Source organism: Rubinisphaera margarita (assembly GCF_022267515.1).
GTDB lineage: Bacteria > Planctomycetota > Planctomycetia > Planctomycetales > Planctomycetaceae > Rubinisphaera > Rubinisphaera margarita.
Genome location: NZ_JAKFGB010000012.1, coordinates 790856 through 814699 on the forward strand (window position 1 = coordinate 790856; position 23844 = coordinate 814699).

A 23844-nucleotide genomic window follows, 5' to 3' on the forward strand; every position below is an offset into this window, starting at 1 on the left:
GAGCGGCAGCTTCAAGGGATTGTTCGAGGATCGAGAGTCAGCCATCTATGAATGAACATCAGCAGGCGGCCTTCGCGCTCGCCGAGACTTTGCAGAAGACCGGACAGAAGATCGTTTTCGCGGAGAGCTGCACCTGCGGGCTACTTGCTTCTACCCTTGGCCGCGTTCCGGGGATTTCTCTCTATCTCTGCGGCTCGGCGGTCACCTATCAGAACGAGACCAAAGCGCGCTGGCTGGAAGTGGAACGGGACGTACTGGTTGCCCCGGGACCTGTCAGCGAGGTCGTAGCGCGGCAAATGGTCGATGGCGTTCTCCGATCGACCCCGCAGGCCGATCTGGCCGCTTCAGTGACGGGACATCTCGGACCGAACGCAGAAGAAGAACTTGACGGCGTCGTCTATATCGGGATCGGGCTCCGCAACGAACCTGTCGTCGTGGATCGAATCGTCCTGCCGAACGAATACCCTCACTGCACGACGGAAATGCCGCTCCGCATCTGCCGCATTGAAGATCTGGTCTGCATGATCTTTAACATGATTCGCGAGCGACTTGCTCAATAACGTCGGCGGCCCGGTCGATCATTTCAACGGTGACGTCGCGATGGGTCACCGCTCGCATTCGCCCCGGGCCGATGTCGTACATGCGAACTCCCCGCTCACGCAGACGTCCCGCAAAGTCTTTGGCCGAGCCGAGTGTTGAATCGACCCGGAAGAAAACGATATTCGTCTCCACGTCTGCAAGGTTGATGTGCAGGCCCGGAATCTGCTCGAGCCGTTCGGCCAGTCGATAAGCGTTGCGATGATCTTCAGCCAACTGGTCGATGTGGTTATCGAGCGCGTAAATGGCCGCTGCTGCAACGATCCCCGCCTGCCGCAAAGCTCCGCCGAAGATCTTCCGCGCACGACGGGCCATGGCGATCGTTTCTTCATCGCCGACCAGAATCGAGCCCATCGGACAGCCCAGCCCTTTGGAGAAACAGACGCTGATCGTGTCGAACATCGAGGCGGTCTCGGCCGGAGAATATCCACGAGCCGTGCAGGCATTAAAGATGCGGGCTCCGTCGAGATGACATCTCAATCCGTGGTCTCGACCCCAGTCTGTTACCCGCTGCAACTGTTCCAGCGGATAGGCCCGGCCGCCGCCGATATTGGTCGTGTTCTCCAGGCAGAGGACCTTCGTTTGCGGGAAGTGCTGCTCGCGAGGACGAACCCGACCTTCAAGGTGAGACACATCGAGCATTCCCTGGTCGCCGGGGATCAGCTGAATGCTCACGCCCGACAGAACCGCGGGGGCTCCGGCTTCGTAGTTGGCGAGATGCCCGTACTGCTCGATCAGGATCTCATCCCCCGATCGGCACTGAGCCCACAGAGCAGCCTGATTCGACTGCGTCGCCGAGCAGCAGAAGACGGCTGCCGGTTTGCCGAACAGCTCGCAGCACATCGCTTCGAGGCGATTGACGGTCGGGTCTTCGCCGACCATGTCGTCACCTACTTCGGCTTCGAACATCGCCTGCCGCATGGCGAGGGAGGGTTTGGTGTAGGTATCGCTGCGAAGATCAACGAAGTCGGAATCGGTCGAACCACTGGCGGACACGGTCACACCTTTCAGGATGGCCTGAAGAAGAATTGCAGACGAACCGGCGCGGCGTCTGGATTGTCGGAGGGAATGTGCAAATTGACGCGGTCGAATTGCTCAAACGCGGGCTTTGGTTAGGATACCATAACGGTCTGCTGACCGGTTGAGAACTGAAACCGAAACGGTGGAGGATCGACCTCCCCATCACATAAAGGTGTTGCTGTGTCTGCCGAGACCCCTGTTCAGATTCCCGTTATTCGCCTGTCCGATCCTGAAGCTGAAACGCTGTTCGAGGAATTGCGGCAGAAGCTCAGCCCACAGGGGAATGTCGTCTCAGCAGCTGGACGTCAGCGGACCATTGAACTGTTCGGGGAACCGCTTACGCCGCAACAGGTGGTCGAACGAATCTGTGCCGATGTGCGGGAACAGGGACTCGAAGCCGTTCTGAACTACACCGCCCGACTTGATCGCAAGGAGATTTCTCCGGACGAGTTTCGCGTTTCAGCCGATGAACTGGAGCAGGCCCATCAGGCAGCCGACCCGACTTATCTGAAAACCGTTCGGCGGGTGCGGGATAATATTCGTGAGTTTCAGTCGGCGATCCTTAGCCGGGATGTTCAGCTTGTCCGCGAGTTTGATAAAGGGCGGGTTGAGTTGCGGCAGCGCTATCTGCCGATGAAGCGGGTCGGAATCTGCGTTCCCGGCGGTGCGGCTGCTTATCCTTCGACTTTGCTGATGACAGCTGTCCCGGCTCAAACAGCTGGCGTCGAAGAGATTGCCGTCGTTGCTCCGCCGACTGATTTCGGCAGTTATAACACCGACCTGCTGGCAGCCTGCCATGAACTGGGCGTGAAGGAAGTCTACCGGGCGGGCGGTGCACAGGCGGTTGCGGCGATGGCGTATGGCGTCGACAGGCTGAAACAGGTCGACAAGATTGTCGGCCCCGGGAATCTCTTTGTGGCACTGGCCAAGCGGCTCGTGTTCGGCGAGGTCGATATCGACAGCATCGCCGGACCGAGTGAAGTGATCGTGCTGGCCGACGAAACTGCGGATCCCCGCTTTGTCGCGAGCGATCTCATCTCGCAGGCCGAACACAGCCCGGGATCGGCCGTCCTCATCACCTGGCATCAGCCGCTTATCGAGCAGGTGCAGCAGGAACTTGCCCGGCAACTGGCGACTCTGTCTCGCGGGGATCTCGCCCGGCAGTCGCTCGAGGATTACAGCGCTCTCATTCTGGCCGACTCCGCCGAACAGGCCGCGGTAACAACCGATCGGCTGGCGACGGAGCATCTGCACATCTCGACTGCCGATCCTGAGCAGATGCTGGCTCAGGTGCAGAACGCCGGGGCCATCTTCCTGGGGCATTACACCCCGGTCGCGCTCGGCGATTATGTCGCGGGGCCATCGCACGTGCTGCCCACCGGGGGGACGGCTCGCTTCGCCAACGGACTGTGTGCGAACGATTTCCTGAAACGGTCGTCGATCATTTCCTACGATCAGGCCGCTCTGCAGCACGACGCAGATGATGTCCGTCTGCTGGCGGACAAGGAAAGCCTGACCGCTCACCGAAACAGTGTCGATATTCGGCTGCAGGACTAAAAAAGGCCCGGCGCTGATTCCGCAGCCGGGCCTTTGAGATCGCTCAGGCGAACGCGGTTAACTGCGTCCGTGAGACTTTCGATAGTGCTCGATCAACTGGTTGGTCGAGCTGTCGTGGCTCAACTCTTCCGAACCCGACTGCAGTTCGGGAACGATTCTCTTCGCTAGCACCTTGCCGAGTTCGACGCCCCACTGATCGAAGGAGTTGATCTCGTAGATGATGCCCTGCACGAAGACGATGTGTTCGTAGAGGGAAACCAGCGTGCCGAGCAATCGCGGCGTGAGCTTCTCGGCCAGAATCGTATTCGACGGCCGGTTGCCGGGGAATGTCCGATGCGGCACCAGGTTGGCCTGAGTTCCTTCGGCGGCCACTTCCTCGGATGTCTTGCCGAATGCCAGGGCTTCGCTCTGGGCGAAGACATTGGCCATCAGCTTGTCGTGATGGTCGTTGATCGGGTTGAGCGACCGGCAGAAGGCGATGAAATCGCAGGGAATGAGATGCGTTCCCTGATGAATGAGCTGATAGAACGAATGCTGCCCGTTCGTTCCCGGTTCCCCCCAGTAGACCGGGCTCGTGTCGTAATCGACCGATGCTCCAGTCAGCGTGACCGACTTCCCGTTGCTCTCCATCGTCAACTGCTGGAGATAGGCGGGGAACCGCTTCAGATACTGATCGTACGGCAACACCGCGATGGTCGAAGCATTGAAGAAATTCGAGTACCAGATGCCGAGCAGAGCCATGATGACTGGCATGTTTTCTTCAAGCGGAGCGTGCCGGAAGTGCACGTCCATGTCATGAAATCCGCTGAGCATGTCGCGGAACTGATCCGGGCCGAGCGCCAGCATGGTAGATAGCCCGATCGCGGAATCCATCGAATAGCGTCCGCCGACCCAGTCCCAGAAGCCGAACATATTGGCCGTGTCGATGCCGAATTCCTGCACCTTCTCGGCGTTTGTCGAAACGGCAACAAAGTGCTTCGCGACGGCCGCCTCATCATTCAGTGTCGCAAGTAACCACTGCCGAGCGGTAAGAGCGTTGGTCATCGTCTCCTGCGTCGTGAATGTCTTGGACGCAACGATGAACAGGGTTTCTTCCGGGTTGAGATCGAACGTCGCTTCCGCGAAATCGGTGGCATCGACGTTGGAAACGAATCGGAACGTCATGCCTCGATTGCTGTAATGCTTCAGCGCTTCGTAGGCCATAACCGGGCCAAGATCGGAGCCGCCGATACCGATATTGACGACATTCTTGATCGGCTTGCCGGTGTGCCCTTTCCAGTCTCCGCTGTGGATGCGGTCGCAGAAGCGCGCCATCTTGTCGAGGACTTCGTGCACATCCTGAATGACGTTGTGCCCGTCGACTTCCAGGACCGTTCCACGAGGAGAACGGAGAGCGGTGTGCAGCACGGCCCGGTCTTCGGTGATGTTGATCCGCCCGCCGGTGAACATGGCTTCCGTGTGAGCCTTCAGGTCGGCGGCTTTGGCGAGGCTGAAGAGCAGATGCATCGTTTCAGCGACGATCCGATTCTTCGAATAGTCGAGAAACAGGTCGCAGGCGGAGAGGCTGAACGTCTTCGCTCGATTCGGATCGCCGGCGAACAGGTCGCGGAGATGCATCGATTTCATCGCGTTGTAGTGGTCGCCCAAAGCCTTCCATTCTGGGCGTCCGGTCAGACCTTGGGGATGGGGCGAGGCTGTCATAGCAGGTGTCTTTCTTTCACGGCTTGATGCAGTTCACGATGAGCAGCGGAATCGAGCACGTGCCCCGCTGTCAGAGCCAACTATATCGGATCGCCAGCCGGAATTGCGACACTCTCGCCCGAGTTCGTGAAGCCTTCTTGCGGAACCGTGGGACGCCACGTATTAAACCGGTTCGAGTTCTCGAACGGGGGGCGTTTGAGGCTCCGGAACCGGAGTCGCCGGGACGGGATCCTTGCGGCGGGTAAACAACGCCGAGAGATCATCAAAGAAAGAATAGAGCACGGGGATGGCGAGCAGGGTCAGCAGCAGAGACAGAGTCTGTCCGCCGACGGCCAGGACTGCGATCGAACGGCGTTCTTCGGCTCCGGGACCGGTCGCGATGAGTAACGGAATCAAACCGGCGACGAACGAAATCGTCGTCATAAGAATCGGTCGCAGTCGATCGCGATTGGCCTGCATGATGGCTTCGTGACGTGGCAGCCCCTGTGAACGAAGCGCATTGGTATGGTCGATCTGCAGAATGGCCGCTTTCTTCACCACGCCGAAGAGGACGAGGATGCCCAGAGCCGAATAAAGGTTCAACGTCTCTCCACCCCAGTGGAGACTGAGCAGCCCGAACGGGACCGCGAGCGGGAGGGAAAGCAGAATGACCAGCGGGTGGACCAGGTTCTCATACTGAGCCGCCAGCACGATGTACATGAAGACAATCGAAAGCACCATCGTCCAGCCGAAGTCTTCGAGGGTGCGTTCAAGCTCGCGTCCGCCTCCCAGGACCATGGTGTCGAATCCGTCGGGAATCCCGATCTCTTCAGCGGCTGCGTTCATGGCGTCGATGCGGTCCCCTAACGCGTATCCGCTGTCGATGTTGGCCCGGACGGCAACCATGCGTTGACGGTTCAGGCGGTCGATTCGCGATGCAGCCTCGCTGAATTCGAAGTCGACGACGTTGTCGATCCGCGTCAGGGACCCGGGGCCCGCCGTGCCGGATGTTCCGCCGGAGACCGCAGCCGGATCGGCTCGCACATAGAGCTGCGAAACAGATTGGACATCATCGCGATCGATGCCGACGAGTCGGAGTTCGACATCGTAGGCATCGTCGACTGTTCGGTCTCGATAGCGGGAGACGCGATCATCCCCGCCTACCGCGACCCGCAGCGTATCGGCGATCTCCATCACATCGATTCCGAGAGCCGCCGCCCGTTCTCGATCGATTTGTACGAGCAGCTCCGGATTGTCGATCTGCAGCGTGGAGTAGACATCAACAATACCTGGGATTGTCTGTGCTTTTGCTTTCAGTTTCTCGCTGAATTCGAGCAGCCGATCCATGTCCGGGCCGGTGATCGAGAAGTCAATATCAACCGGAGCGCCCTGTCGGAGTGAAGTCAGGTTTCGTACCGAAATCCGGCTCTCCGGAATGGTCTTCAGTCGAGCGCGGACTTCGGACATCTTGTCACGCTGGGTAAAGTTCCCTCGGAAAGCGGCTCCCGGATCCCCGGCAAACAGTCCACTGAAGAATCGTCCGAACGAAAAGGTCCTTTCCTCGCTGTCGACAAGCCGGACGAAGATTTCGGCTCTGTTCACTTCTCCGAAACCGGAAGACCCGGCCGTGACGAGAATCGTTTCGATTCCGTCAATCTGCATCAGTTCGTTCTCGCTGCGTTCGACGACCTCATTCATCGATGTCAGTGTCGCCCCCTGAGCGGCTTCGAGTCGCACTTCAAACTCGGACTCATCGACATTGAGCGGGATGTAATCCTGCTTGACCAGACCGTAGAGCGGCACGTTGCTGTAGATTACGCCGACGCTGATGAGCAGAACCAGCCAGCGAAACCGCATCGCGTGTCGCAGCAGCCAGAGATAACCCGCTTCAATAAACCGATAGGGGCCGGTTCGCGAAGCAGCGGGCGAGTCGGGATTGGTCATGCCCGGCTTGAGCAGCTTGCTGCACATCATCGGAGTGAGCGAGAAGCTGACCAGCATCGAGATCAGAATGGCGACCGTCGCCGTGAGGCCGAACTGATAGAGCAGGCGTCCGGTGACACTGGAGAGAAACGAGACGGGAAGGAAGACGATGACGAGCGAAATCGTCGTTGCCAGCACGGCCAGGCCAATCTCTTTGGTTCCGACAATCGCTGCCTGATGAGCGTCCATCCCCTTCTCTTCGATGCAGTGAAAGACGTTCTCCAGAACGACGATCGCATCATCGATCACAACACCGACCATTAGCACCAGAGCCAGCATGGTGACATTGTTCAACGTGAAGCCGAACCACTTCATGAATGCAAACGAGGCGATGATCGAAGCTGGAATCGCCACCGAGGCGATGATGGTCGAACGCCACGAACGCATGAAGATGAGCACGGTGATACAGGCGAGAATACTGCCGGAAATGAGATGTTGCTCGATCTCGTGCAGGGCTGCTTTGATGTAGCGGGATTGATCCTGAATCACGCTCACGCGGACATCGTCTGGCAGAAGGGCCTGACATCGGGGGAGCATTTTCTGGATTCCCTCGATCACCGCGACTGTGTTTTCTCCCGACTGTCGCTGAATCTGCAGCACAACCGCCGGTTCTTCATTCAGACGGGCCACGGTTCGTACTTCCTTGGTTCCGTCGACCACGCTGCCGAGATCGCTGAGGCGGATCGGAGAACCATTAACGGTATCGACCACCAGATCAGGAAAGTCGCCCGAGTCGGCCACGCGGCCCATGGTGCGGAGGGCCCGCTCTTTATGCCCCTGATCGAGCCGGCCCCCGGGAACTTCGGTATTCTGTCGAACCAGGGCATCTCGCACCTGCAGGATCGACAGGTTGTAAGCGGCCAGACGATCGGCTTCGACACTGACCTGCACCGCTCGGTCTGCGGCCCCGGCAATGGTGACTTCCCCGACACCCTGGGACGATTCGATCACGTTCTTCACGTACCGATCCGCAAACAAAAACAGTTCGCGGGCCGTTCGAGGTCCCGAAACGGCCAGCGTCATAATCGGGGATGATTCGAGATCGCGCTTCTGGACGACGGGCGGATCGATATTGGGCGGCAACAGATTGAGGACGCCAGAGACGGCATCGCGGACGTCCTGAGTCGCGGCGTCGACATCGCGGTCGAGTGAGAAGGTGATAATCACGAAGGAGCGGCCATCGCGCGAGATCGACCGCAGTTCGTCGATTCCGGCGACTGTGGCGACGGCGTCTTCAATCACCGAACTGACTTCCGATTCCACCTCCTGGGCGGCGGCTCCGGCGTAGTTGGTTCGCACGTAGATCGATGGCATATCCATGTTCGGAAAGCGATCGACCCCGAGCTGGGGAAAAGCCACAACGCCAGCCACGACCAATGCCAGGATCAGCATCAGAGCGAAGACGGGCCGCTTCACACAGACTTCGGCTAGCCAGTACACAGTGTTGTCCTTCAGGTGGGAGAGTCAGCCCGGGAGGGATGCGGCGCGTGAACGCTGGAGACACGCCGCGTGACTCGATTCAGCAGGTCAGGAGGAAGGGGCGGGACTCTCCTCGGAAGAATCATCCGTTGAGGCGAGCACACCGACTCGTCCCTGTGTGGCTTTATTGAGAATCACGTCGCCCGGATTGAGGCCGCTCAGCACGCGAACGTACCCCTCGCGACGATCACCCAGGAGAATTTCCTGTTCGCGGACTTCACCATTGACGACTTTCCAGACTTTCTGCGTTCCCGCGAACTGGACGACAGAGGCTTCCGGGATCGCGAGTGCTTCGGCGTCGGAGTCGACCGTCAGTTCAGCCTCGGCGAACAAGCCTGCGCGAAGAACTCGGTCATCGTTCTCGATTACTGCTTCGAACGTGAGCGCCCGGCTTGCCTGATCGAGCAAGGGACTGATGCGACTGACCGTGGTTGTTCGCGGCTCCGAAATCGATTCGATTTGAAGCTCGATCGGCTGACGAATCTGAACCATCTGCGAGAGTCGTTCGGGCACCGTGCCCCGATATCGGAGTTTGTCGACGCGAACGAGAACCAGCAGCGGATCGCCGACTTTCACGTAACTTCCCGGAGCCACGAGCCTTCTTTGAACAACGGCTGTGAACGGGGCTTTCAGAACCGTGTTGGCAAGGTTCTCGCGAGCCAGATCGAGTGTCGACTGCTGCACGCTGATGAAAGCGATCTTTTCCCGGACACTGTTCAGAGCAGAGTCGTAACGGGCAGCGGCCACGCGTTCCGCCGAAGCGATTTGATCAAACTCCGCCCGGGTGAGCGCGTTCTGTTCGAGGAGATCTTTGGCCCGCCGCAGATTCGCGGTCGCTTCGTCCCAGAGTGCCCGCTGTTCTTTGACGGGCGGAGCATTCAATGGTTCCAGTTGATCCAGCGATGCTTCGGGAGAGAGCCCGACCGCAGAACGGGCTTGACGCAGCTGCGCTTCGGCCTGCTCGACACGAAGTTGGAAATCGTCCTGATAAACTGTAACGAGTGAAGTTCCCGCCTCGACCACATCACCAAGATCGGCGTGGACTTCGACGACGCGACCTTCAATCTTCAGACCCAGGGTGGCTTCTTCATCCGGATACAGACTGCCCTGACTGCGTATGATTCGCGGCCAGTTGACCTGTTCGACAACGAGGGTTTCGGCGTCGATGATTGCGGGAGGAGGAACCTGCTGCGTCGTGTCCTCTGGAGTGGACTGCGCACAACCGGCAACAGTGACACAGAAGAGAGCGGTGACCATCAATCGGCCGGCAGGAGTTCCGCATGGGCGGGAGGGGGGGAGGTAGGGTCGCATCAAATCAGAATAGCCACCCCCGAGACGGATGTCTATTAAATGAACTGCGGTTTTGAAGTGTTTATCACGTCGACTGCGTGGCTGACCGAAAGCCCCACGGCGTCGCTCAGTAGATATGCTGAAAGGCCGCCCCGAATCACTTCGGAGGCGGCCTCTGCGTCCGTTGAACACGGTCCTGAGTTGGACTCAGGATTACGTGGCGACTGTCTCGTGGTAGGTCGGGAAATCGGTATATCCTGCTGCCCCGGTTGGGGAATACCAGACGGACATGTCGGCCGCTTCCGCGAGTGGCCAGTCGTTCTGGAATCGCTCAACGAGATCTGGATTGCTGATGAAAGGTCGCCCGAAGGCAATCAGATCAGCTTCTCCGGACTGTAGACGTTCCTCGGCTTCTTCCCGCGAATATCCGCAGTTGCCAATAAGGGCTCCATGGAAGACCCGTCGAAACTCGGACAATGTCATGGGATTGCCGAGTTCGTGAAAGCCGAACGCCAGCCCGTCGAGCACATGCAGATAGGCTAAACTGTAACGATCGAGTTGCTGGGCGGCGTATGTGAACTGCTCGCGGTAGTCGTTCGATCCCATGTCGTTGAAGACTCCGTTCGGCGAAAGTCGAACACCGACCTGATCGGCCGGCCAGACACCCGTCACAGCGTGCACCACTTCGCCGAGCAGTCGGTAGCGATTCTCGACACTGCCGCCGTAACGATCGGTTCGCTGATTCGTCTTTGACTGCAGAAACTGATCGATCAGATAGCCGTTCGCACCGTGAATCTCGACGCCGTCAAACCCGGCTTCCCGGGCGCGTTCGGCCGCTCGCCGATAGTCCTCGACAATTCCGGGAATCTCGCTCGTCTCCAGAGCACGGGGGACTTCGTAATCCTGCTTTCCGTTCGGCGTGTAGAGCCCGTCGCCTTCAATTTTGATGGCCGAGGGAGCCACAGGCAGTTCCCCGTTGTGGAAGCTGCTGTGCGAAGCCCGTCCCATATGCCAGAGCTGGAGAAAGATTCGTCCGCCATTCTTGTGAACGGCGGTCGTGATCGTCTTCCAGGCTTTGGTCATCTCATCGGTGTAGATGCCGGGCGACTCGTTCCAGCCATTAGCCTGCTCAGAAATCGTCGTCGCTTCCGAGATGATCAGACCCGCTGAACTTCGTTGAGCGTAGTACTCGGCCATCAGTTTATTCGGGATTCGTGCCTTGCCGGCTCGACCGCGTGTGAGCGGAGCCATCACGACGCGATTGGCCAGGGTGAGCTGTCCGAGTTCGAAAGGACTGAAAAGCTGTGATGTTGACATGTCGTTACTCCGGGGGTCTCTCGTGAAAACAGATGCGTTAAAGGAACTCTGTTCAAAAAAATGGGGATGGGCTACGCCAGATCAAACAGCATGATCTCCGCGTCTTCGGTCGCTCGGATCTGCAGTCGGGTTTCGTCGCTGACGGCAGCTCCATCGGACGTCGATAGTGGCGTCTCGTTGAGTTCAACGGCACCACGCAGAACCTGCAGCCAAGCATGGCGTCCCGTCTCGAGTGCATGATCCACCGTGGTTCCAGACTGAAGACGTGACAGGTAAACCTGCGCATCAGTCGCAATCCGGAGGGCACCATCCCGAGCGTCGGGGGCGGCGACGAGGCGCAGTTGACCCGTCATTTCATCTTCGGGATACAGCTTCTGTTCGTAACCTGGTTCGATGTTCTTCTCTTTGGGAAATAACCAGATCTGATACAGGTGGACCGGCTCCGTCTCTGAAGGATTGAACTCGCTGTGAGTGATCCCTGTCCCGGCGCTCATGCGTTGAAACTCGCCGGGGCGCAGGACCTCGCCGTTTCCCATGGAGTCACGGTGTTCCAGCGCGCCTTCCAGCACGTAGGTCACAATCTCCATGTTGTCGTGAGGATGGGTTCCGAATCCTTTGCCCGGCTGGACGCGGTCTTCATTCATCACGCGAAGCGAACGAAAATGAATGTGCTTCGGATCCTGATAAGTCGAGAATGAAAATGTGTGCCAGGTATCGAGCCAGCCATGATCGGCATGGCCACGATCTGCGGCTTTGCGAACAGTGATCATCGAAGTCTCCTTGGTTCTGGTCAGAATCGGGTCAGCGAGCGAGAAATCCACCATCGACGGGCAGAGAGATTCCGGTTGTGAACGAAGCGGAATCGGAGGCGAGATAGAGTACCGCTTCGGCCACTTCTTCCGGGCGACCAATGCGTCCGATCGGATGCAGCCCCTTCATCTCTTCTCGACCATTTGGGCCGGCGAACCGCTCAATCATGTCAGTCCCAATTACGGCGGGAGCGACGGAGTTGACCCGGATCCCCTGCTCCGCGTACTCCAGAGCGGTCGTTCGGGTGATCCCTTCGACCGCATGTTTGCTGGCGTTATAGAGTGCGGCTCCCGGCATGGCGATGTGGCCGAGAACACTGGACGTGTTAATGATTGCTCCTCCTCCCGATCGCAGCATGGCGGGGATTTCGTACTTCTGACAGAGGAGAACGCCGAGAACATTGATGCCAAAGACTCGTTCATAGTCCTCAACAGTCACGTCAGTCACAGGTCCGGCGTGTTCGACGCCGGCGTTGTTGAAGGCGATGTCGAGCCGGCCGTATTCGGAGACCGTCCGCTCGATGAGTCCTCTGACATCGCCCTCCCTGGCGACATCAGTCTGTACAAACAATGCCGTTCCTCCTGCTGCCTGAATCTCTGTGACCGCTTCTTGCCCCTCTTTCTCCCGGCGCCCGGCAAGGACGACCCTGGCCCCTTCGGCGGCGAAACGGAGAGCTGTTTCTCGTCCAATTCCCGATGTCGCACCGGTGACAACGACGACCTTATTCGCGAACCGCATTGGGCTCTCCTGAAACAATTAACGTGAACAGTTTATGTGACGACTAAATGGGCAAAAAAGAGAGACTTTACAACTCCTTCAGTCCGGCACGAGCCTTGTCGAGCAGCCGAGTGATCTCAGTCAGTTCCGACTTCGACAGATGACCGAGGACATCGCGATGCATGTCCATGACCGGATCATCCATCTCTTTAAGGAGCGACTCAGCCTTTTCGGTCAGGGCGATGTAGATCACCCGTCGATCCTTGTCGCACCGCTTGCGTTCGACCAGTCCGTGCTTTTCGAGCCGATCGATCAAACCGGTAATGGCCGGAACGACCTGAATCATCCGAGAGGCAATTTCCAGACACGGCAGCGGAGCGCCTTCCCCCCGCAGGATTCGCAACACGTTGTATTGAGAAGCCGTGAGACCATATTCCCGGAAAAGGCGTCCGAACCGATTCTGGATCAGATCACTGGTCCGCATGATTCCTAGAACGGCTTCCTGTTCACGTGACTTAAACGGATGCCGCTTTTTCAATTCCTGTTGTAGTCCCTTGGGATTCATGGTCGGTCTGCTACCTCAAAATACTTAAGTCTCATTTAGTTTACGTGTAAACTAAATAGTCGTCAATCGGTTTTGGCTGGGAATCGGGGATTTTTTCTCTGGGACTTCGAGAGAATGCGGACATCATAAGGGAAATATTAACGAAATGCATGCAACGGTCTGCTCGAAAACTGCTGTTTCTGATCGGAATCCCGCTTACCGGCCCGTTCGCAACTGGTTGCCCAGAAAGGATATCCCGTTATGCCCGCCCTGCTCTGTCGTGTCGCGGCGTGCCTGATTCTTACAGCTGTGGCTTTCCACGGTCTTCCGCCGCTGCTCGCCCAGGAAGCCGAGCCGGTCACAACGCCCGTTCCGACGGAAGAGACCCCCGATGAGCAGGAGTTACCCGAGAAGGTGACGGTCGACAGTGCCGATACCGCGCCCGATGAGGCGATCTCTGAGCGGCTCCTGCGAATCCTCGAAGCGACCGGCTGGTTCACGGAGGCCGAGGTCACCGTTGAGGACGGAGTCGTGTTCTTCGAAGGGCTGGCGGAGTCGGAGGCCCGTCGGGAATGGGCAACGCAACTGGCCCGGCGGACGGAGGATGTCGTCGCGGTTGTGAATCACATGGAGCTGGAAGCTCACCCGCTCTGGGATCTCTCGCCTGCTCGTGCGGAATTGTATGAGATGGTGCGCACAGCGATCATCAACCTCCCGCTGATTCTCGTCGCGCTGGTCCTGTTGCTGGTGACGGTTTTCACCGTCGGCTTTGCCTACCGGTTCTCGAAACCACGATATGAGCGGAACTTCCGCAGTCGCCTGTTGAGCGACGTCGCCGCCAGAGCCACTGCGGGGCTGATTCTTGTGATCGGCGTTTATTTCGTTCTGCGAATTTCCGGCCTCACCCGACTGGCCGCCACGATTCTGGGCGGGACCGGACTGGTCGGTATTATCTTCGGCTTCGCGTTTCGGGACATCGCTGAGAACTTTCTGGCCAGCATCCTCATCAGTCTGCAGCGGCCGTTTCGAATCGATGATCTGATTGAAGTCGACAACGTGACTGGCTTCGTCCGGAACGTAACCACCCGTGGTACGGTTCTGCAGACGTTCAACGGAAACCATGTCTACATCTCGAACTCCACGATCTACAAGAGCCGGCTGACCAACTTCACATCGAATCCCAAAACGCGTGATGAGTTCGTAATTGGCATCGGGTACGACGATGCGATCGTCAAAGCCCAGGATACGATTCTGGCTCAACTGAAGCGGCACCCGGCTGTGCAGGACGATCCTGCTCCGCTGGTCCTCGTTGATTCTCTCGGACCGTCGACGGTGAATCTGCGGATCTATGTCTGGATCGATACCCGAGAGTTCAGTCTGCTGAAAGTTCGTTCGGCCCTGCTTCGTCAGATCGTCGCGGAACTGACCGAAGCAGGCATCAGTATGCCGGACGAAGCCCGGGAAGTGATCTTCCCTCGGGGCATCGATATGCGGCTGCATCGCCGGGAGCCTGATCAGGCGACGACTGCGATCGAAGAATCGGATCGCGAGAAAGCCCTTCACGTGGAAGACGACGTTGATGTTTCAGTCGCGGAAGATGATCTCGCGCAGGAGAAGGCCGATCTGGACCGTCAGCATGCCGAAGCCGACAAGCCGGAAGGAGGGGCGACGCTGATCTGACCAGTTGGCCTGTGACCGATCACTCAGACGGCGAGATGGTTGAAAGCCGCTCAGAAAGTCGCATGAAAACCGGAATTCGCCGCTCAAATCGCTCCAAAACGTCTTGGCATGCCATTTGCGATTTCCCCTACCACGAAGTTCGTACATACCCCTATCCAGGAGAGCAAAGATGATGACGCGACAAGAACTCGAAGGACATTGGAATGAGATTCGAGGTCGTCTGCGTGAACGGTGGGGTCAACTCACCGACGATGAGCTCAACGAGGCCTACGGAGACGCTGAGCAGCTCGTGGGCGTGATCCAGCAGAAGACTGGACAGTCTCGCAGCGAGATCGAGAACTTCATTGAAGAAAGCGTTGCTGAAAGTTCCAGTCAGTACGAGCAGACGAAGCAGAAAGCATCGAAGCTCGCTGGCCAGGTTCAGGATCGAGCACGCGAGTACGCCAATCAGGCGAGTGAGAATTTCAATCAGCAGTACGAGCAGGCATCGCACGCCATGCAGGACGGGTACCACCAGGTGGAAGAGACCGTCCGTCAACGTCCCTTCGAATCGGTGCTGACCACCTTCGGTGTGGGGCTTGTGGCTGGTGTGATCGTCGGACTGACCTGCGGCCGTCGCTCGTAAGCGACTGGACCGAAACATTCACGTCTTCTCAGATTGAGAAAAGGATTAGCCATGACTGCCGCACACAAGAATCGACTGCAGCAGACGACCGGGCAAATTGAAGAGCAGTTTCACGGCGCGATTCAGAACGTCGATGAGGTGATCTCTAACAATCCCATGACTGCGACATTAGCCACATTCACGCTGGGAATTATCAGCGGAGTTGTGATTGGAGCGGCCATGTCGGGGGGGCGGCGTCATCGCAGTCGGTACGATCAATTCTCCGACCAGTTCGATCACCTGTCCGAATCCCTGCAGGCTGCCGTTCCGGACGCCGTCAGCAAGTATTTCGCAAAGTCGCGACGTTAGGGCGCCGCACCCGGTCCTGTTGGGGCCGGGCGTCGTTCTCCCAGGGCGCGATGCCTTTAGAGTATGAGGGTCAATGATGTCGAGCACGCAAACGCAAACAGCGGATGCGATTCGAGCCCAAATGGCGATGGCGAGAAATCGTCTCCAGCCCGAGGTGAATCGAATTGTCGAAGACGCCCAGACGTTAATGGACTGGAAGTATTACCTCCAGAACTACCCTTGGGGAATGATGGCTGCCGCTTGCGTTGCCGGTTATATCCTGGTTCCGCAAAAGCGGGAGGTCATTCGGCCGGATGAGAAGACGTTGCGAAAGATGGCGCGACATGAACGGCTGGTTGTTGCTCCGCAGGAAGAGTCGAGCTCCAACGGTCCAATCAAGTCGGCACTTCTGTTTGGAGTAAGCGCTTTGATGCGTGCGGGGGTCGTTTACGCGGGTCAGCAGCTGGCCAAGGTTTTTGAGAACAATCCTCAAGACTCGACTTCCTCAACCCCTAATCCGAGAAGGGAAGTTCGATCATGATCAGTTCGAAATCGTCCTCTCGTAATCGATCCCCCTGGGGATCCGGTTTCTCCTACGATCCGGCAGGGATCACGGAGTCCGACGGTGCCTCAGAGAATTGGGAGCGGCGTCTGCGGGAGATTGTACTTTCATATCCTTATGTCGCTCTGGGAGCCTCTGCTGGTCTGGGAGCGCTGATCGGATACCTGGTGAAACGAAGATGAAAACACAACATCGCCGTACTACCTCGGACCCCGGCGGCCGGCTTCAGCGAAACATGGCGTGGCTGGTGCACGATGTCATCGAGCTGGTGGAGCTTCAGCTTCGCCTGGTTGGCGTAGACGTCTCCGAAGGGGCAAAAGAATCCCGGGTTCCCGTGATACTTATCATTGGCGGAGCCTGTCTGTTTCTGGGAACAGCTCCTGTTCTGATGGGCGGGCTGGCACTGTTCCTGGCGAGTGCCCTGGAGTGGAGCATCGCTGCGAGCCTGTGTGTCGTCGCGCTGTTGGGAGCTGTCGTCGCAGCCGTAATGGCCTTCACCGGCTATCGGTCCGCACGTAAAGCCCTCGGACTTCTGCACCGGTCCCGGGACGAACTCACAGCTAATCTGCACTGGATCAAGAAAACACTGGTTTCTGACGGGTCCGTGACTCCGAGCAAAACTGCTGAGTCGGTGTCCCGTTTTCAATATGAAAGGTCGTCTCGATGAATACCAAGGTGAGTTCCTCTCAGTATGGAAATGTCTCTACCGGTTCCAGTTCGAACCAGGCGGAGGGATTGCGGCCTGCTGAAGATATTGTCAATTATCTGAAGGAGTATGCCCGGGAGAAACCGGAAGCGGCCGCCCTGTGGTGCTTTGGGATCGGGTTCTTCGTCGGCTGGAAAATTAAACCCTGGTAGGGTGCTCCCCTCCCTTAGTCAGTGAGTGTTCGATGGACCAGTACGATCAGGTCGCGCCCACGGCTACATGGGACAGCGTCGAGGGCGCGCTGATTAAGAGTTCTCCGCCAACAACTGAAGCCGGTACGACCGACGAAAAGTCGATCGTACCGGCTTCAATCGTGCGCCTGCCGTCTGCGGTCACGGTGTGCCTGTTCCTGATTACAATTATTCTCGTGCTGGGGACTCTCTCCTACACCCAGGCAGTCTCGCTGCCCCTCACGCTCGCACTTGTTCTCTATCTGGTGCTACGCCCTGCAATGCTGCGGCTTCGCCGGATGCAGATCCCCGCTGCGATCAGCGCGGCGATCTGCCTGGTCCTCCCCACGGCAATTGCGATTCTCATCGTGTTTCATCTGGCGACGCCGGTGAGGGAGTTCATCGTGGATCTCCCCGCGCACATGGTGGTCATTCAGCAGAAGATGCAGGGATTAACTGAACAGATTGAGAACGTCGAAACCGCTTCGGAACAACTTGAAGAGCTGGGCGACGGGGAAAAGGAAGCCGAGGAGGAGCCGGTCCCCGTCGAGATTCAACAACCGCGTTTCGCCCCCGGTCTGGCCGTGCTCAACAGCACGGGAGGGCTTGCCGCCGGTTTAATCATCTGCTTTGGGACGTTGTTCTTCATGTTGACGCACGGCGACCTGATTATCCGAAATGCCCTTCTCGGGATCTCTTCGCAACGAACGCGAGATCGATTTACTCGCATTATCGATGATTTACAACATGGGATTTCGAACTACCTGTGGTCGGTCACGGTAATCAACCTCGGCCTGGGTGTCGCAACGGGCACTGCGATGTGGGTGATGGGAATGCCGGAGCCGCTGCTGATCGGCGTGATGGCGGCTTTCTTCAATTACATCCCGTTTCTGGGAGCCTGGGCGGGGACCGCGATCGTGGGCATCGTCGCCGTGATCACGTTCGATTCATTGGGATACGCGGCCCTAATCCCGATCACCTACTTCATGCTGACGTCCATCGAGGGGCAATTCATCACCCCGTATATCCTGGGCCGGACGATGAGCCTCAATCCGCTTATCGTCTTTCTGTTCATTGCGATCTGGGGCTGGATCTGGGGAATCGGCGGCGTGTTTCTGGCCGTGCCGCTGCTGGCGATTCTCAATATCGTCGCAGAGTATGTCCCCATGCTTCGCTACATGGAACGAGCGATCCGAACAGATTGACTCAACGACAACTACTCGACGGACGGGATCCGATTCAGAGTGTAATAGGCTTCCTGGTGCAACAGGGGAAGATCCTTCGCCGAGCGGAGCCCGGGAAGCAGAAGTTCGTGGACGTGGCCTTTCTGCAAACCATCAACCTTGAGCGTGACGCGCCGGCCATCCTCGGAAACGTCAGCCGATTCGATCACCGGCTTCGTGTGGTCAACTTCCGGGCTGCCGTAAGAGGCCTGGTAGATATAGGTGTAGGTAATCATCTCGTAGCTGGACGGATCGGCTGCGGTCTTCGTGTCGACCGGCTCGGTGAACACCAGCTCGAACCCGGTGGGCGTGGCCTTCATCTCGAGGATTTCGAACGGAACTTTGCCGGTCCAGTCGAGTCGTTCAACAGCGAACGGAGCCGTCCCTCGAGAACCCCAGCCGCGATTGGTGCCGCCGACCATCATCGATCCATTCGGCATCATCTCGATCGGAACATTTCCCGAGCCGAACCCTGACCGGAAGTTGAAGCAGGCCCCCTGCAGATGACCATCCACTTCTTCCAGGTAGCATCGCATGACGGTGCTCAACGTCTGATCGGCTACAAACAACTGACCGGCGAATGGTCCGAACCTGCCGTCCGTGGTGTCACAGGTGATCCCGCTGGCCGACTGGCCCATCTTCTTGTAAGGGAAGAGAATAACAGGAGGCTCATACTCCGGGATCTTCCCGGCTTCGGTCATGAAGCGGCTGCCTGATTCCGGCTCCTGAGGTGCCGCTCCCATCGCGTTCTCCGCGAGTTCGTACCACTTGTTGCCCCCGGGATGCCCCATAAACTTTCCGGGGATCAGATGCTTCAACGAACAGGTCCCATTCCACGGTCCCTGATTATCCGTGTAGAACATATTGCCTTGAGAATCAGTCGCCATGCCACCCGGCGAGCGAATTCCACTGCACGTTGGAACGAGATCCCCTTCGGGAGTGATGCGAACGCACCAGCCGCGGTAGTCAACGTTGCTTCCGAACGATCCGGTCAGACAGAGCGTGATCCAGATGTTTCCATCCGCGTCGAACTTCGAGCCGAACGCGTACTCGTGATAGTCGCCGCTGATGCCCCAGTCATCGTTGACGGTCTCAAAAACATCCGCCCGCCCGTCTCTGTTCTGGTCTTTCATTCGCGTCAGTTCGCAACGTTGTGTCGCGTAGAGCCAGCCGTCCTTCTCAGCCAGGCCGAGCACTTCATGCAATCCATGAGCGTAGCGGGTGAACTGGTCCGCTTTTACCTGTTCGGCGAATGGATCGCTGACCATCCAGATCTCTCCCCGGCGCGATGAGACGGCGAGCTTTCCGTCTGGCAGCAGCTGAAAGGCGCCGGGTTCGAGCACGACTCCTTCGGGAACCTCAAAGCGGGTGATCGCGTAGTAGTCCGCTTCAGTGGGTGTTGCAGGCTCCTGAGCAGAGAGCACTCCAGACATAGAGGCGGTGGCGACAACGATGGCGAGTAAAGATCGAATCATAGGGAGAGCTTTCAGGGATCGAGTAATCCAATGCGAGTGACGAATTACCATTCGATCGTCTGGGTAATCTGTTGCTGGCTGGAACCGGTGGGCAGGACAAGGAGCAGTTCCTGCTGTCCTTCGCTGCCGCGAACGAAAACGTGAGCGTCGGCTCCGGCACTGAGTTTGACGCGATAGTTGCTGTCGGAGGAGTACCAGACGCGATAGGCTCCGCCATCGATCGCTTCAATTTTCTGGCCGCGACCGGCCCGGAAGTAGAGATCGCCGGACGGATCTTCGCCGCGTTGAACAGTGAGCGTGCGGCGGAGATCAGGTTCTCGCTTCTCGTGGACAATCGGTTCGATCGCATCTTCAACCAGGGTTTCACCCATGCGGTAACGGAATCGCGGCCGCCGTTTCTCATCCAGTGAATAGCCAAGGAAGTTGACGTCATTCGAATCGCCGGTCGGCCAGACGGAGTCGCGGCTGTCGAGCAGAGCCAGGGGTGTCGTTGATTCCAGGCGAATAACATGGTCTCCGAGAGGACGTTGTTTCCCCTGCCCTCGCCCGCGCCAATGCTTACCGGCATCGATGAACGGGCCATGCCAGATCAACCGCAGTGACATATCGCTGGCATCAAAGGCGACATTCGCCTTCTCCGGATAGCCAACCGCGATACCTCGGGGGCTGACATGCTCAATGAAGTTGCGGTAAATGACTGGTTCCTGCTCCGCAACCAGTTCAATCGGATCCGGCAGCAGTCCATAGGGAACAGCCGCAGTGTTTCCATCGCGGAGATAATGCCACATCGCGGCAATCTGCTGACCGGGATCGCCGTCGTAAATCTTGCGGTCGGCACTGACGCCTTCCGGGAAGACATTCGGCATTCGTGTCCCCGGTCGATAGCGGACCGGATCCTGCAGATAGCGATAAAACCAGTCTTCGCGGAGCCGGCGTGTCATCGTCAGGAGATCGATGGCCTGAATGCCTGTGGCTTCGATGTCCCCGAACGTGTGACATTTGATGCACGACAGAGAGTTCCCGCCAACAAGTTCGCGGCCGGTCGCTTTCGCACGGTGAAGCGATTCTTCCAACTCAGGAATCGTCGCCGAGGTCTGCTCGTCGAGCCTGACGAATGCTGGCGTGAGTTCAGCGACCTCGCCTCCAAACTGTGGCATGCGTGTTTTCATGTAAGGGCGATCTTTGGCGCCATTGCTGAGTACGTGCTTGAGCCAGGATTCGCTCAGCTTATCGGCCACTCCATCGAGCGGAGGTGGCACGCGCCCTTCGTCACCCATTTCCGGAATTGTCGACACGAACAGCGGGTTCCGACTCTGCTCTGGACCTCCAATTTCATTGCGCGAATGGCAGGCGTAGCAGTTGAACCGTACCATCGACGCATGCAGTCGTGCGGCGTCACCACTTTCGCTGCGGTCAACTTCAGTTGAGAGAGCAGTGCGGAGAGCAGTCCGCTGCTTGTCACTTAGATTGTAATCCGGCACCTGAGGAGCAGATTCCGGAGCGAGGCAGGACGTGTCCTGCTGAATGGAAACGGCGGTCAGTTCCGGGGCTTTGAGCGTGGAGGCGATGCGATCGTCTCCGAGCTTCATCTCATGACATGAGGCACAACCGATGGACGCGAAAAGGCGCTTTCCTTCTTCCACCTGGTCGGGATCAAAGACGAAGCCTTTCTCGTCCGTTTCGGACTTCTCCGGCTCGGGCGAGTCTGTGAGAGACACCAGGCCAGAAATATCGCCACGAACGATGCCCGGACCTTCGATCAGCAACTCCAGCGACTCGAAACCAGAAGCTTCGAAATACTCGACCAGAATCGGGTGCAGTCCCGGTTCCAGTCTCATCGAAGCGGACTTCAGCTGATGGGCGTGAATTCCGTCGAACGTGATCAGCTCACGATCATTAATCGTCAGTCGACTTCCATCGTCGGACCCCAGGAAGAAGCGATAGTCGCCGGCCTGCTCGATGTTGAGAAATCCGCTGAAGTGAATCGCGAAGCGATCCTTGGTGCCGGCGACGGAGAGGTCCAGGCCGACGGAAACCCCGTTCCCTGTTGGAGAGTTGACCGGAATGTCGGCGAGCTGGCTGTAGCGGCCCGCGAAGAGCTTGTAGTTCCAGTGAGGCCGGGAGAGGTTCGGATCACGATCCCGCAGGAGATACTCGGCCAGTTCAATCGGCTCGTCCTCGGCGAGCTTGAAGTTCGGCATTCGTCCCGAGGGGCGAACTGCATGAGGATCCTTCAGAAACTCTGCCAGCGACCGAACGGAATATTTCCGTTCCAGACCGACGAGCGGGACAGTTGTGCCGGCTGGTGTTTTGACGTCTTTGGAATGAGGAGCATGACAGGCGACGCAGCCGATTTCGCGGAACAGTCTGGCTCCCTTGGCCGCATTCTTCACGCTGGGAGGCTGATGCAGTGGTGTTCCGGTTGAAGCGAGAAAATGAACGATCGGCTCGACCGACTTCCGGCGTTGTTCGTCGGACTGACCGGCAAACAGGTCTGGCATAGTCGTCCCCGGCTTCACCTCATGGGGAGCGGAGAGGAAGTCGAGCAGATACTCAGGTTGAATACGTTGCCCCACCGTCGAGAGACGCGGAGCTTCTTTCGTCGAAACAAACTTCTGCAGATCGCTTTCAAGCTTGTGGCAGGAGGCGCAATTGAGTTCTCCCAGAAGCAGTCGGCCACCCGCTGCCAGGTCAGCCGACGGGCCGGTATGGAAGCGTTCAAAACCCGGAATGATTGGACGAGCCGCCAGTCTGGAGAAATCACGGGGGATCGCCCAGATATTGCGATACCGAACAGGGTTTCCATGATTCTGCAAGAACAGCGGGCCCGGTTCCGCGGATTCCTTGTTCGGTGCTCCCGGGGATGGTTCGGGCAGTTCGACATCGTTGTGGATCACGACGCCGTTATGACGAACGGTCACCCGGGCGTTGGCGGTCTTCTGACCATCTTCACCGTAGCGGGCGGCCATAAAATCGATGTCGTACGTCTGCCAGCTGAGTGGCGGCAGGCACATGTTCACATCGGGATCTTTGAGTGAATACAGGCCGCCGCATTCGTTATTGCGGCCCTTCAGCCCGAAGGAATCGAGAACTTGAACTTCGTAACGGCCCTGCAGATAGACGCCGCTGTTGGCGCGGCCCTGTCCGCGTGCCTCCGGCGTGTACGGGAGAAAAAACTCAAGATGCAGCGTGAAGTCTTCGAAGGATGTCGTCCCCGAGGCCCCTTCCCGCAGCAGGCCGGCCTCGGTCATTTTGGCTGAGTCTTTCCAATGGTTCTGCAGTGTCTCGGCTTGACCATCAAACAGAATCGTGGCGTTCTCGGGAGCAGCAGCCTTCAATGTCGGACTTTGACGGTCGACCCTCTCGTATCCATCGACGAGATCGAGAACATCGTCGGAATTGGCTTCGAGACGAGTCGGTTCGGAACGGTCCCAGCCGGCCCCGGGAAGTCCGCCGGGGTAGATAACACATTCGAATTCGCCATCTCCCAGAGCGATGACCTGTACGCCTCGTCCCTCGGTCACGTACTCGCCCTGCGTCTGGAAGTCGGGCTGCTCGCCAGCTTCTTTCAGGGAGGTCGTTGCCGCTTTATCCGCCGGAGCAGCGAAGGTCGTCGAGGTGGTCAACCCGGTGGCTTGGCTGAGGATGGCGATCGACAGGAGCAGTAGGAAGGAAAGACGAGGAGTCATCATAAGGCAACTCGAACTGGTGTGGGGTTCAGTGGCGAAAACGAATCTGGCGTTGCTTGTGCGAACGGTAGCAGGATCGGGGAAATGAGACAACACAATCGATCGGGCGTGGCCGATGGGTGTCCGGGGCGATTGTTCGAAGGCATGTTTACTGATGGTCAAATCTGGAATCAGGTCCTTGCGTCACCTTTTGCAGGACCTACAATAATCAAATCGGACGTAGGTGCTCCGTCACCTCGACGATCCGCTTCCTTCTACGTGAGTGCGACCTATGGCAGCTCGTTCTCTTAGTCGAAACAGTTTCAGGGCACTTGGGAATCTCGGGCCCTGCTAATTGTGTATTATGTTCGCCTTCTCTTGAAGCTGCGAATGTAATTGGACTTTGGAACACTG

Annotated in this window: 19 protein-coding genes; 9 read left to right on the forward strand and 10 right to left on the reverse strand. The window is 58.0% G+C overall.

What is annotated here, in order from left to right; all coding sequences use genetic code 11:
* Window positions 1–47: 47 nt before the first annotated feature.
* Window positions 48–560: a CinA family protein gene (locus L1A08_RS11505; RefSeq protein ID WP_238756545.1), complete on the forward strand. Its 513-nt coding sequence runs from the start codon at window positions 48–50 to the stop codon at window positions 558–560.
* On the opposite strand, the gene L1A08_RS11510 is transcribed toward L1A08_RS11505, so the two are convergent.
* On the reverse strand, window positions 529–1593 hold the full coding sequence (locus tag L1A08_RS11510) for a threonine aldolase family protein (RefSeq protein WP_238756546.1): 1065 nt from the start codon (window positions 1591–1593) through the stop codon (window positions 529–531). The two genes, L1A08_RS11505 and L1A08_RS11510, sit on opposite strands and share 32 nt — an antisense overlap.
* 204 nt (window positions 1594–1797) lie before the next feature.
* Here L1A08_RS11510 and hisD point away from each other — a divergent pair, with 204 nt between their 5' ends.
* Window positions 1798–3174, forward strand: a complete 1377-nt coding sequence (gene hisD / locus L1A08_RS11515) for a histidinol dehydrogenase (protein WP_238756547.1) — start codon at window positions 1798–1800, stop codon at window positions 3172–3174.
* A gap of 57 nt (window positions 3175–3231) precedes the next feature.
* On the opposite strand, the gene pgi is transcribed toward hisD, so the two are convergent.
* The 7 genes from pgi to L1A08_RS11550 form a co-directional block, all read right to left on the reverse strand.
* On the reverse strand, window positions 3232–4875 hold the full coding sequence (gene pgi, locus L1A08_RS11520; RefSeq protein ID WP_238756548.1) for a glucose-6-phosphate isomerase: 1644 nt from the start codon (window positions 4873–4875) through the stop codon (window positions 3232–3234).
* A gap of 162 nt (window positions 4876–5037) precedes the next feature.
* Window positions 5038–8277 carry an efflux RND transporter permease subunit gene (locus L1A08_RS11525; RefSeq protein ID WP_238756549.1) on the reverse strand — a complete coding sequence of 1080 codons (3240 nt, stop codon included), beginning with the start codon at window positions 8275–8277 and terminating at the stop codon, window positions 5038–5040.
* 87 nt (window positions 8278–8364) lie between these two features.
* Window positions 8365–9573 carry an efflux RND transporter periplasmic adaptor subunit gene (locus L1A08_RS11530; RefSeq protein ID WP_238756550.1) on the reverse strand — a complete coding sequence of 403 codons (1209 nt, stop codon included), beginning with the start codon at window positions 9571–9573 and terminating at the stop codon, window positions 8365–8367.
* A 246-nt stretch (window positions 9574–9819) separates the two neighbouring features.
* Window positions 9820–10923: an alkene reductase gene (locus L1A08_RS11535; RefSeq protein WP_238756551.1), complete on the reverse strand. Its 1104-nt coding sequence runs from the start codon at window positions 10921–10923 to the stop codon at window positions 9820–9822.
* 71 nt (window positions 10924–10994) lie between these two features.
* On the reverse strand, window positions 10995–11693 hold the full coding sequence (locus L1A08_RS11540; protein ID WP_238756552.1) for a pirin family protein: 699 nt from the start codon (window positions 11691–11693) through the stop codon (window positions 10995–10997).
* A 31-nt stretch (window positions 11694–11724) separates the two neighbouring features.
* Window positions 11725–12471: an SDR family oxidoreductase gene (locus L1A08_RS11545; protein WP_238756553.1), complete on the reverse strand. Its 747-nt coding sequence runs from the start codon at window positions 12469–12471 to the stop codon at window positions 11725–11727.
* 67 nt (window positions 12472–12538) lie between these two features.
* Window positions 12539–13015: a MarR family winged helix-turn-helix transcriptional regulator gene (locus L1A08_RS11550; RefSeq protein WP_238756554.1), complete on the reverse strand. Its 477-nt coding sequence runs from the start codon at window positions 13013–13015 to the stop codon at window positions 12539–12541.
* A gap of 240 nt (window positions 13016–13255) precedes the next feature.
* Here L1A08_RS11550 and L1A08_RS11555 point away from each other — a divergent pair, with 240 nt between their 5' ends.
* From L1A08_RS11555 to L1A08_RS11585, 7 genes are all read left to right on the forward strand, one after another.
* A complete protein-coding gene (locus tag L1A08_RS11555; protein ID WP_238756555.1) occupies window positions 13256–14674 on the forward strand; it encodes a mechanosensitive ion channel family protein in 1419 nt (472 codons plus the stop codon).
* Window positions 14675–14843: 169 nt separating this feature from the next.
* Complete coding sequence (locus L1A08_RS11560) at window positions 14844–15299, forward strand: CsbD family protein (protein WP_238756556.1); 456 nt, start codon at window positions 14844–14846, stop codon at window positions 15297–15299.
* 51 nt (window positions 15300–15350) lie between these two features.
* Window positions 15351–15647: a hypothetical protein gene (locus tag L1A08_RS11565; RefSeq protein WP_238756557.1), complete on the forward strand. Its 297-nt coding sequence runs from the start codon at window positions 15351–15353 to the stop codon at window positions 15645–15647.
* A gap of 76 nt (window positions 15648–15723) precedes the next feature.
* Window positions 15724–16167 carry a hypothetical protein gene (locus L1A08_RS11570; RefSeq protein WP_238756558.1) on the forward strand — a complete coding sequence of 148 codons (444 nt, stop codon included), beginning with the start codon at window positions 15724–15726 and terminating at the stop codon, window positions 16165–16167.
* A 199-nt stretch (window positions 16168–16366) separates the two neighbouring features.
* Window positions 16367–16855: a phage holin family protein gene (locus L1A08_RS11575; RefSeq protein ID WP_238756559.1), complete on the forward strand. Its 489-nt coding sequence runs from the start codon at window positions 16367–16369 to the stop codon at window positions 16853–16855.
* Entirely contained in the window at window positions 16852–17046 is a 195-nt protein-coding gene (locus L1A08_RS11580; protein ID WP_238756560.1) for a hypothetical protein, read from the forward strand. The genes L1A08_RS11575 and L1A08_RS11580 overlap by 4 nt, the downstream gene beginning before the upstream one ends.
* Window positions 17047–17078: 32 nt before the next feature.
* A complete protein-coding gene (locus L1A08_RS11585) occupies window positions 17079–18269 on the forward strand; it encodes an AI-2E family transporter (RefSeq protein ID WP_238756561.1) in 1191 nt (396 codons plus the stop codon).
* 11 nt (window positions 18270–18280) lie between these two features.
* On the opposite strand, the gene L1A08_RS11590 is transcribed toward L1A08_RS11585, so the two are convergent.
* The gene (locus L1A08_RS11590) at window positions 18281–19762 is read right to left on the reverse strand and encodes a DUF7133 domain-containing protein (protein WP_238756562.1); all 1482 of its coding nucleotides are present in this window, start codon (window positions 19760–19762) and stop codon (window positions 18281–18283) included.
* A 44-nt stretch (window positions 19763–19806) separates the two neighbouring features.
* Window positions 19807–23454, reverse strand: coding sequence for a family 16 glycoside hydrolase (locus L1A08_RS11595; protein ID WP_238756563.1), 3648 nt, complete (start codon window positions 23452–23454; stop codon window positions 19807–19809).
* Window positions 23455–23844: the final 390 nt, after the last annotated feature.

Excerpts from the sequence above, each read along its gene's own strand:
- L1A08_RS11505 (WP_238756545.1), top strand. The coding sequence starts at position 48 with ATGAATGAACATCAGCAGGCGGCCTTCGCGCTCGCCGAGACTTTGCAG.
- pgi (WP_238756548.1), bottom strand. The coding sequence starts at position 4,875 with ATGACAGCCTCGCCCCATCCCCAAGGTCTGACCGGACGCCCAGAATGG.
- L1A08_RS11530 (WP_238756550.1), bottom strand. The coding sequence starts at position 9,573 with ATGGTCACCGCTCTCTTCTGTGTCACTGTTGCCGGTTGTGCGCAGTCC.
- L1A08_RS11535 (WP_238756551.1), bottom strand. The coding sequence starts at position 10,923 with ATGTCAACATCACAGCTTTTCAGTCCTTTCGAACTCGGACAGCTCACC.
- L1A08_RS11540 (WP_238756552.1), bottom strand. The coding sequence starts at position 11,693 with ATGATCACTGTTCGCAAAGCCGCAGATCGTGGCCATGCCGATCATGGC.
- L1A08_RS11545 (WP_238756553.1), bottom strand. The coding sequence starts at position 12,471 with ATGCGGTTCGCGAATAAGGTCGTCGTTGTCACCGGTGCGACATCGGGA.
- L1A08_RS11550 (WP_238756554.1), bottom strand. The coding sequence starts at position 13,015 with ATGAATCCCAAGGGACTACAACAGGAATTGAAAAAGCGGCATCCGTTT.
- L1A08_RS11555 (WP_238756555.1), top strand. The coding sequence starts at position 13,256 with ATGCCCGCCCTGCTCTGTCGTGTCGCGGCGTGCCTGATTCTTACAGCT.
- L1A08_RS11560 (WP_238756556.1), top strand. The coding sequence starts at position 14,844 with ATGATGACGCGACAAGAACTCGAAGGACATTGGAATGAGATTCGAGGT.
- L1A08_RS11565 (WP_238756557.1), top strand. The coding sequence starts at position 15,351 with ATGACTGCCGCACACAAGAATCGACTGCAGCAGACGACCGGGCAAATT.
- L1A08_RS11570 (WP_238756558.1), top strand. The coding sequence starts at position 15,724 with ATGTCGAGCACGCAAACGCAAACAGCGGATGCGATTCGAGCCCAAATG.
- L1A08_RS11575 (WP_238756559.1), top strand. The coding sequence starts at position 16,367 with ATGAAAACACAACATCGCCGTACTACCTCGGACCCCGGCGGCCGGCTT.
- L1A08_RS11580 (WP_238756560.1), top strand. The coding sequence starts at position 16,852 with ATGAATACCAAGGTGAGTTCCTCTCAGTATGGAAATGTCTCTACCGGT.
- L1A08_RS11585 (WP_238756561.1), top strand. The coding sequence starts at position 17,079 with ATGGACCAGTACGATCAGGTCGCGCCCACGGCTACATGGGACAGCGTC.
- L1A08_RS11590 (WP_238756562.1), bottom strand. The coding sequence starts at position 19,762 with ATGATTCGATCTTTACTCGCCATCGTTGTCGCCACCGCCTCTATGTCT.
- L1A08_RS11595 (WP_238756563.1), bottom strand. The coding sequence starts at position 23,454 with ATGATGACTCCTCGTCTTTCCTTCCTACTGCTCCTGTCGATCGCCATC.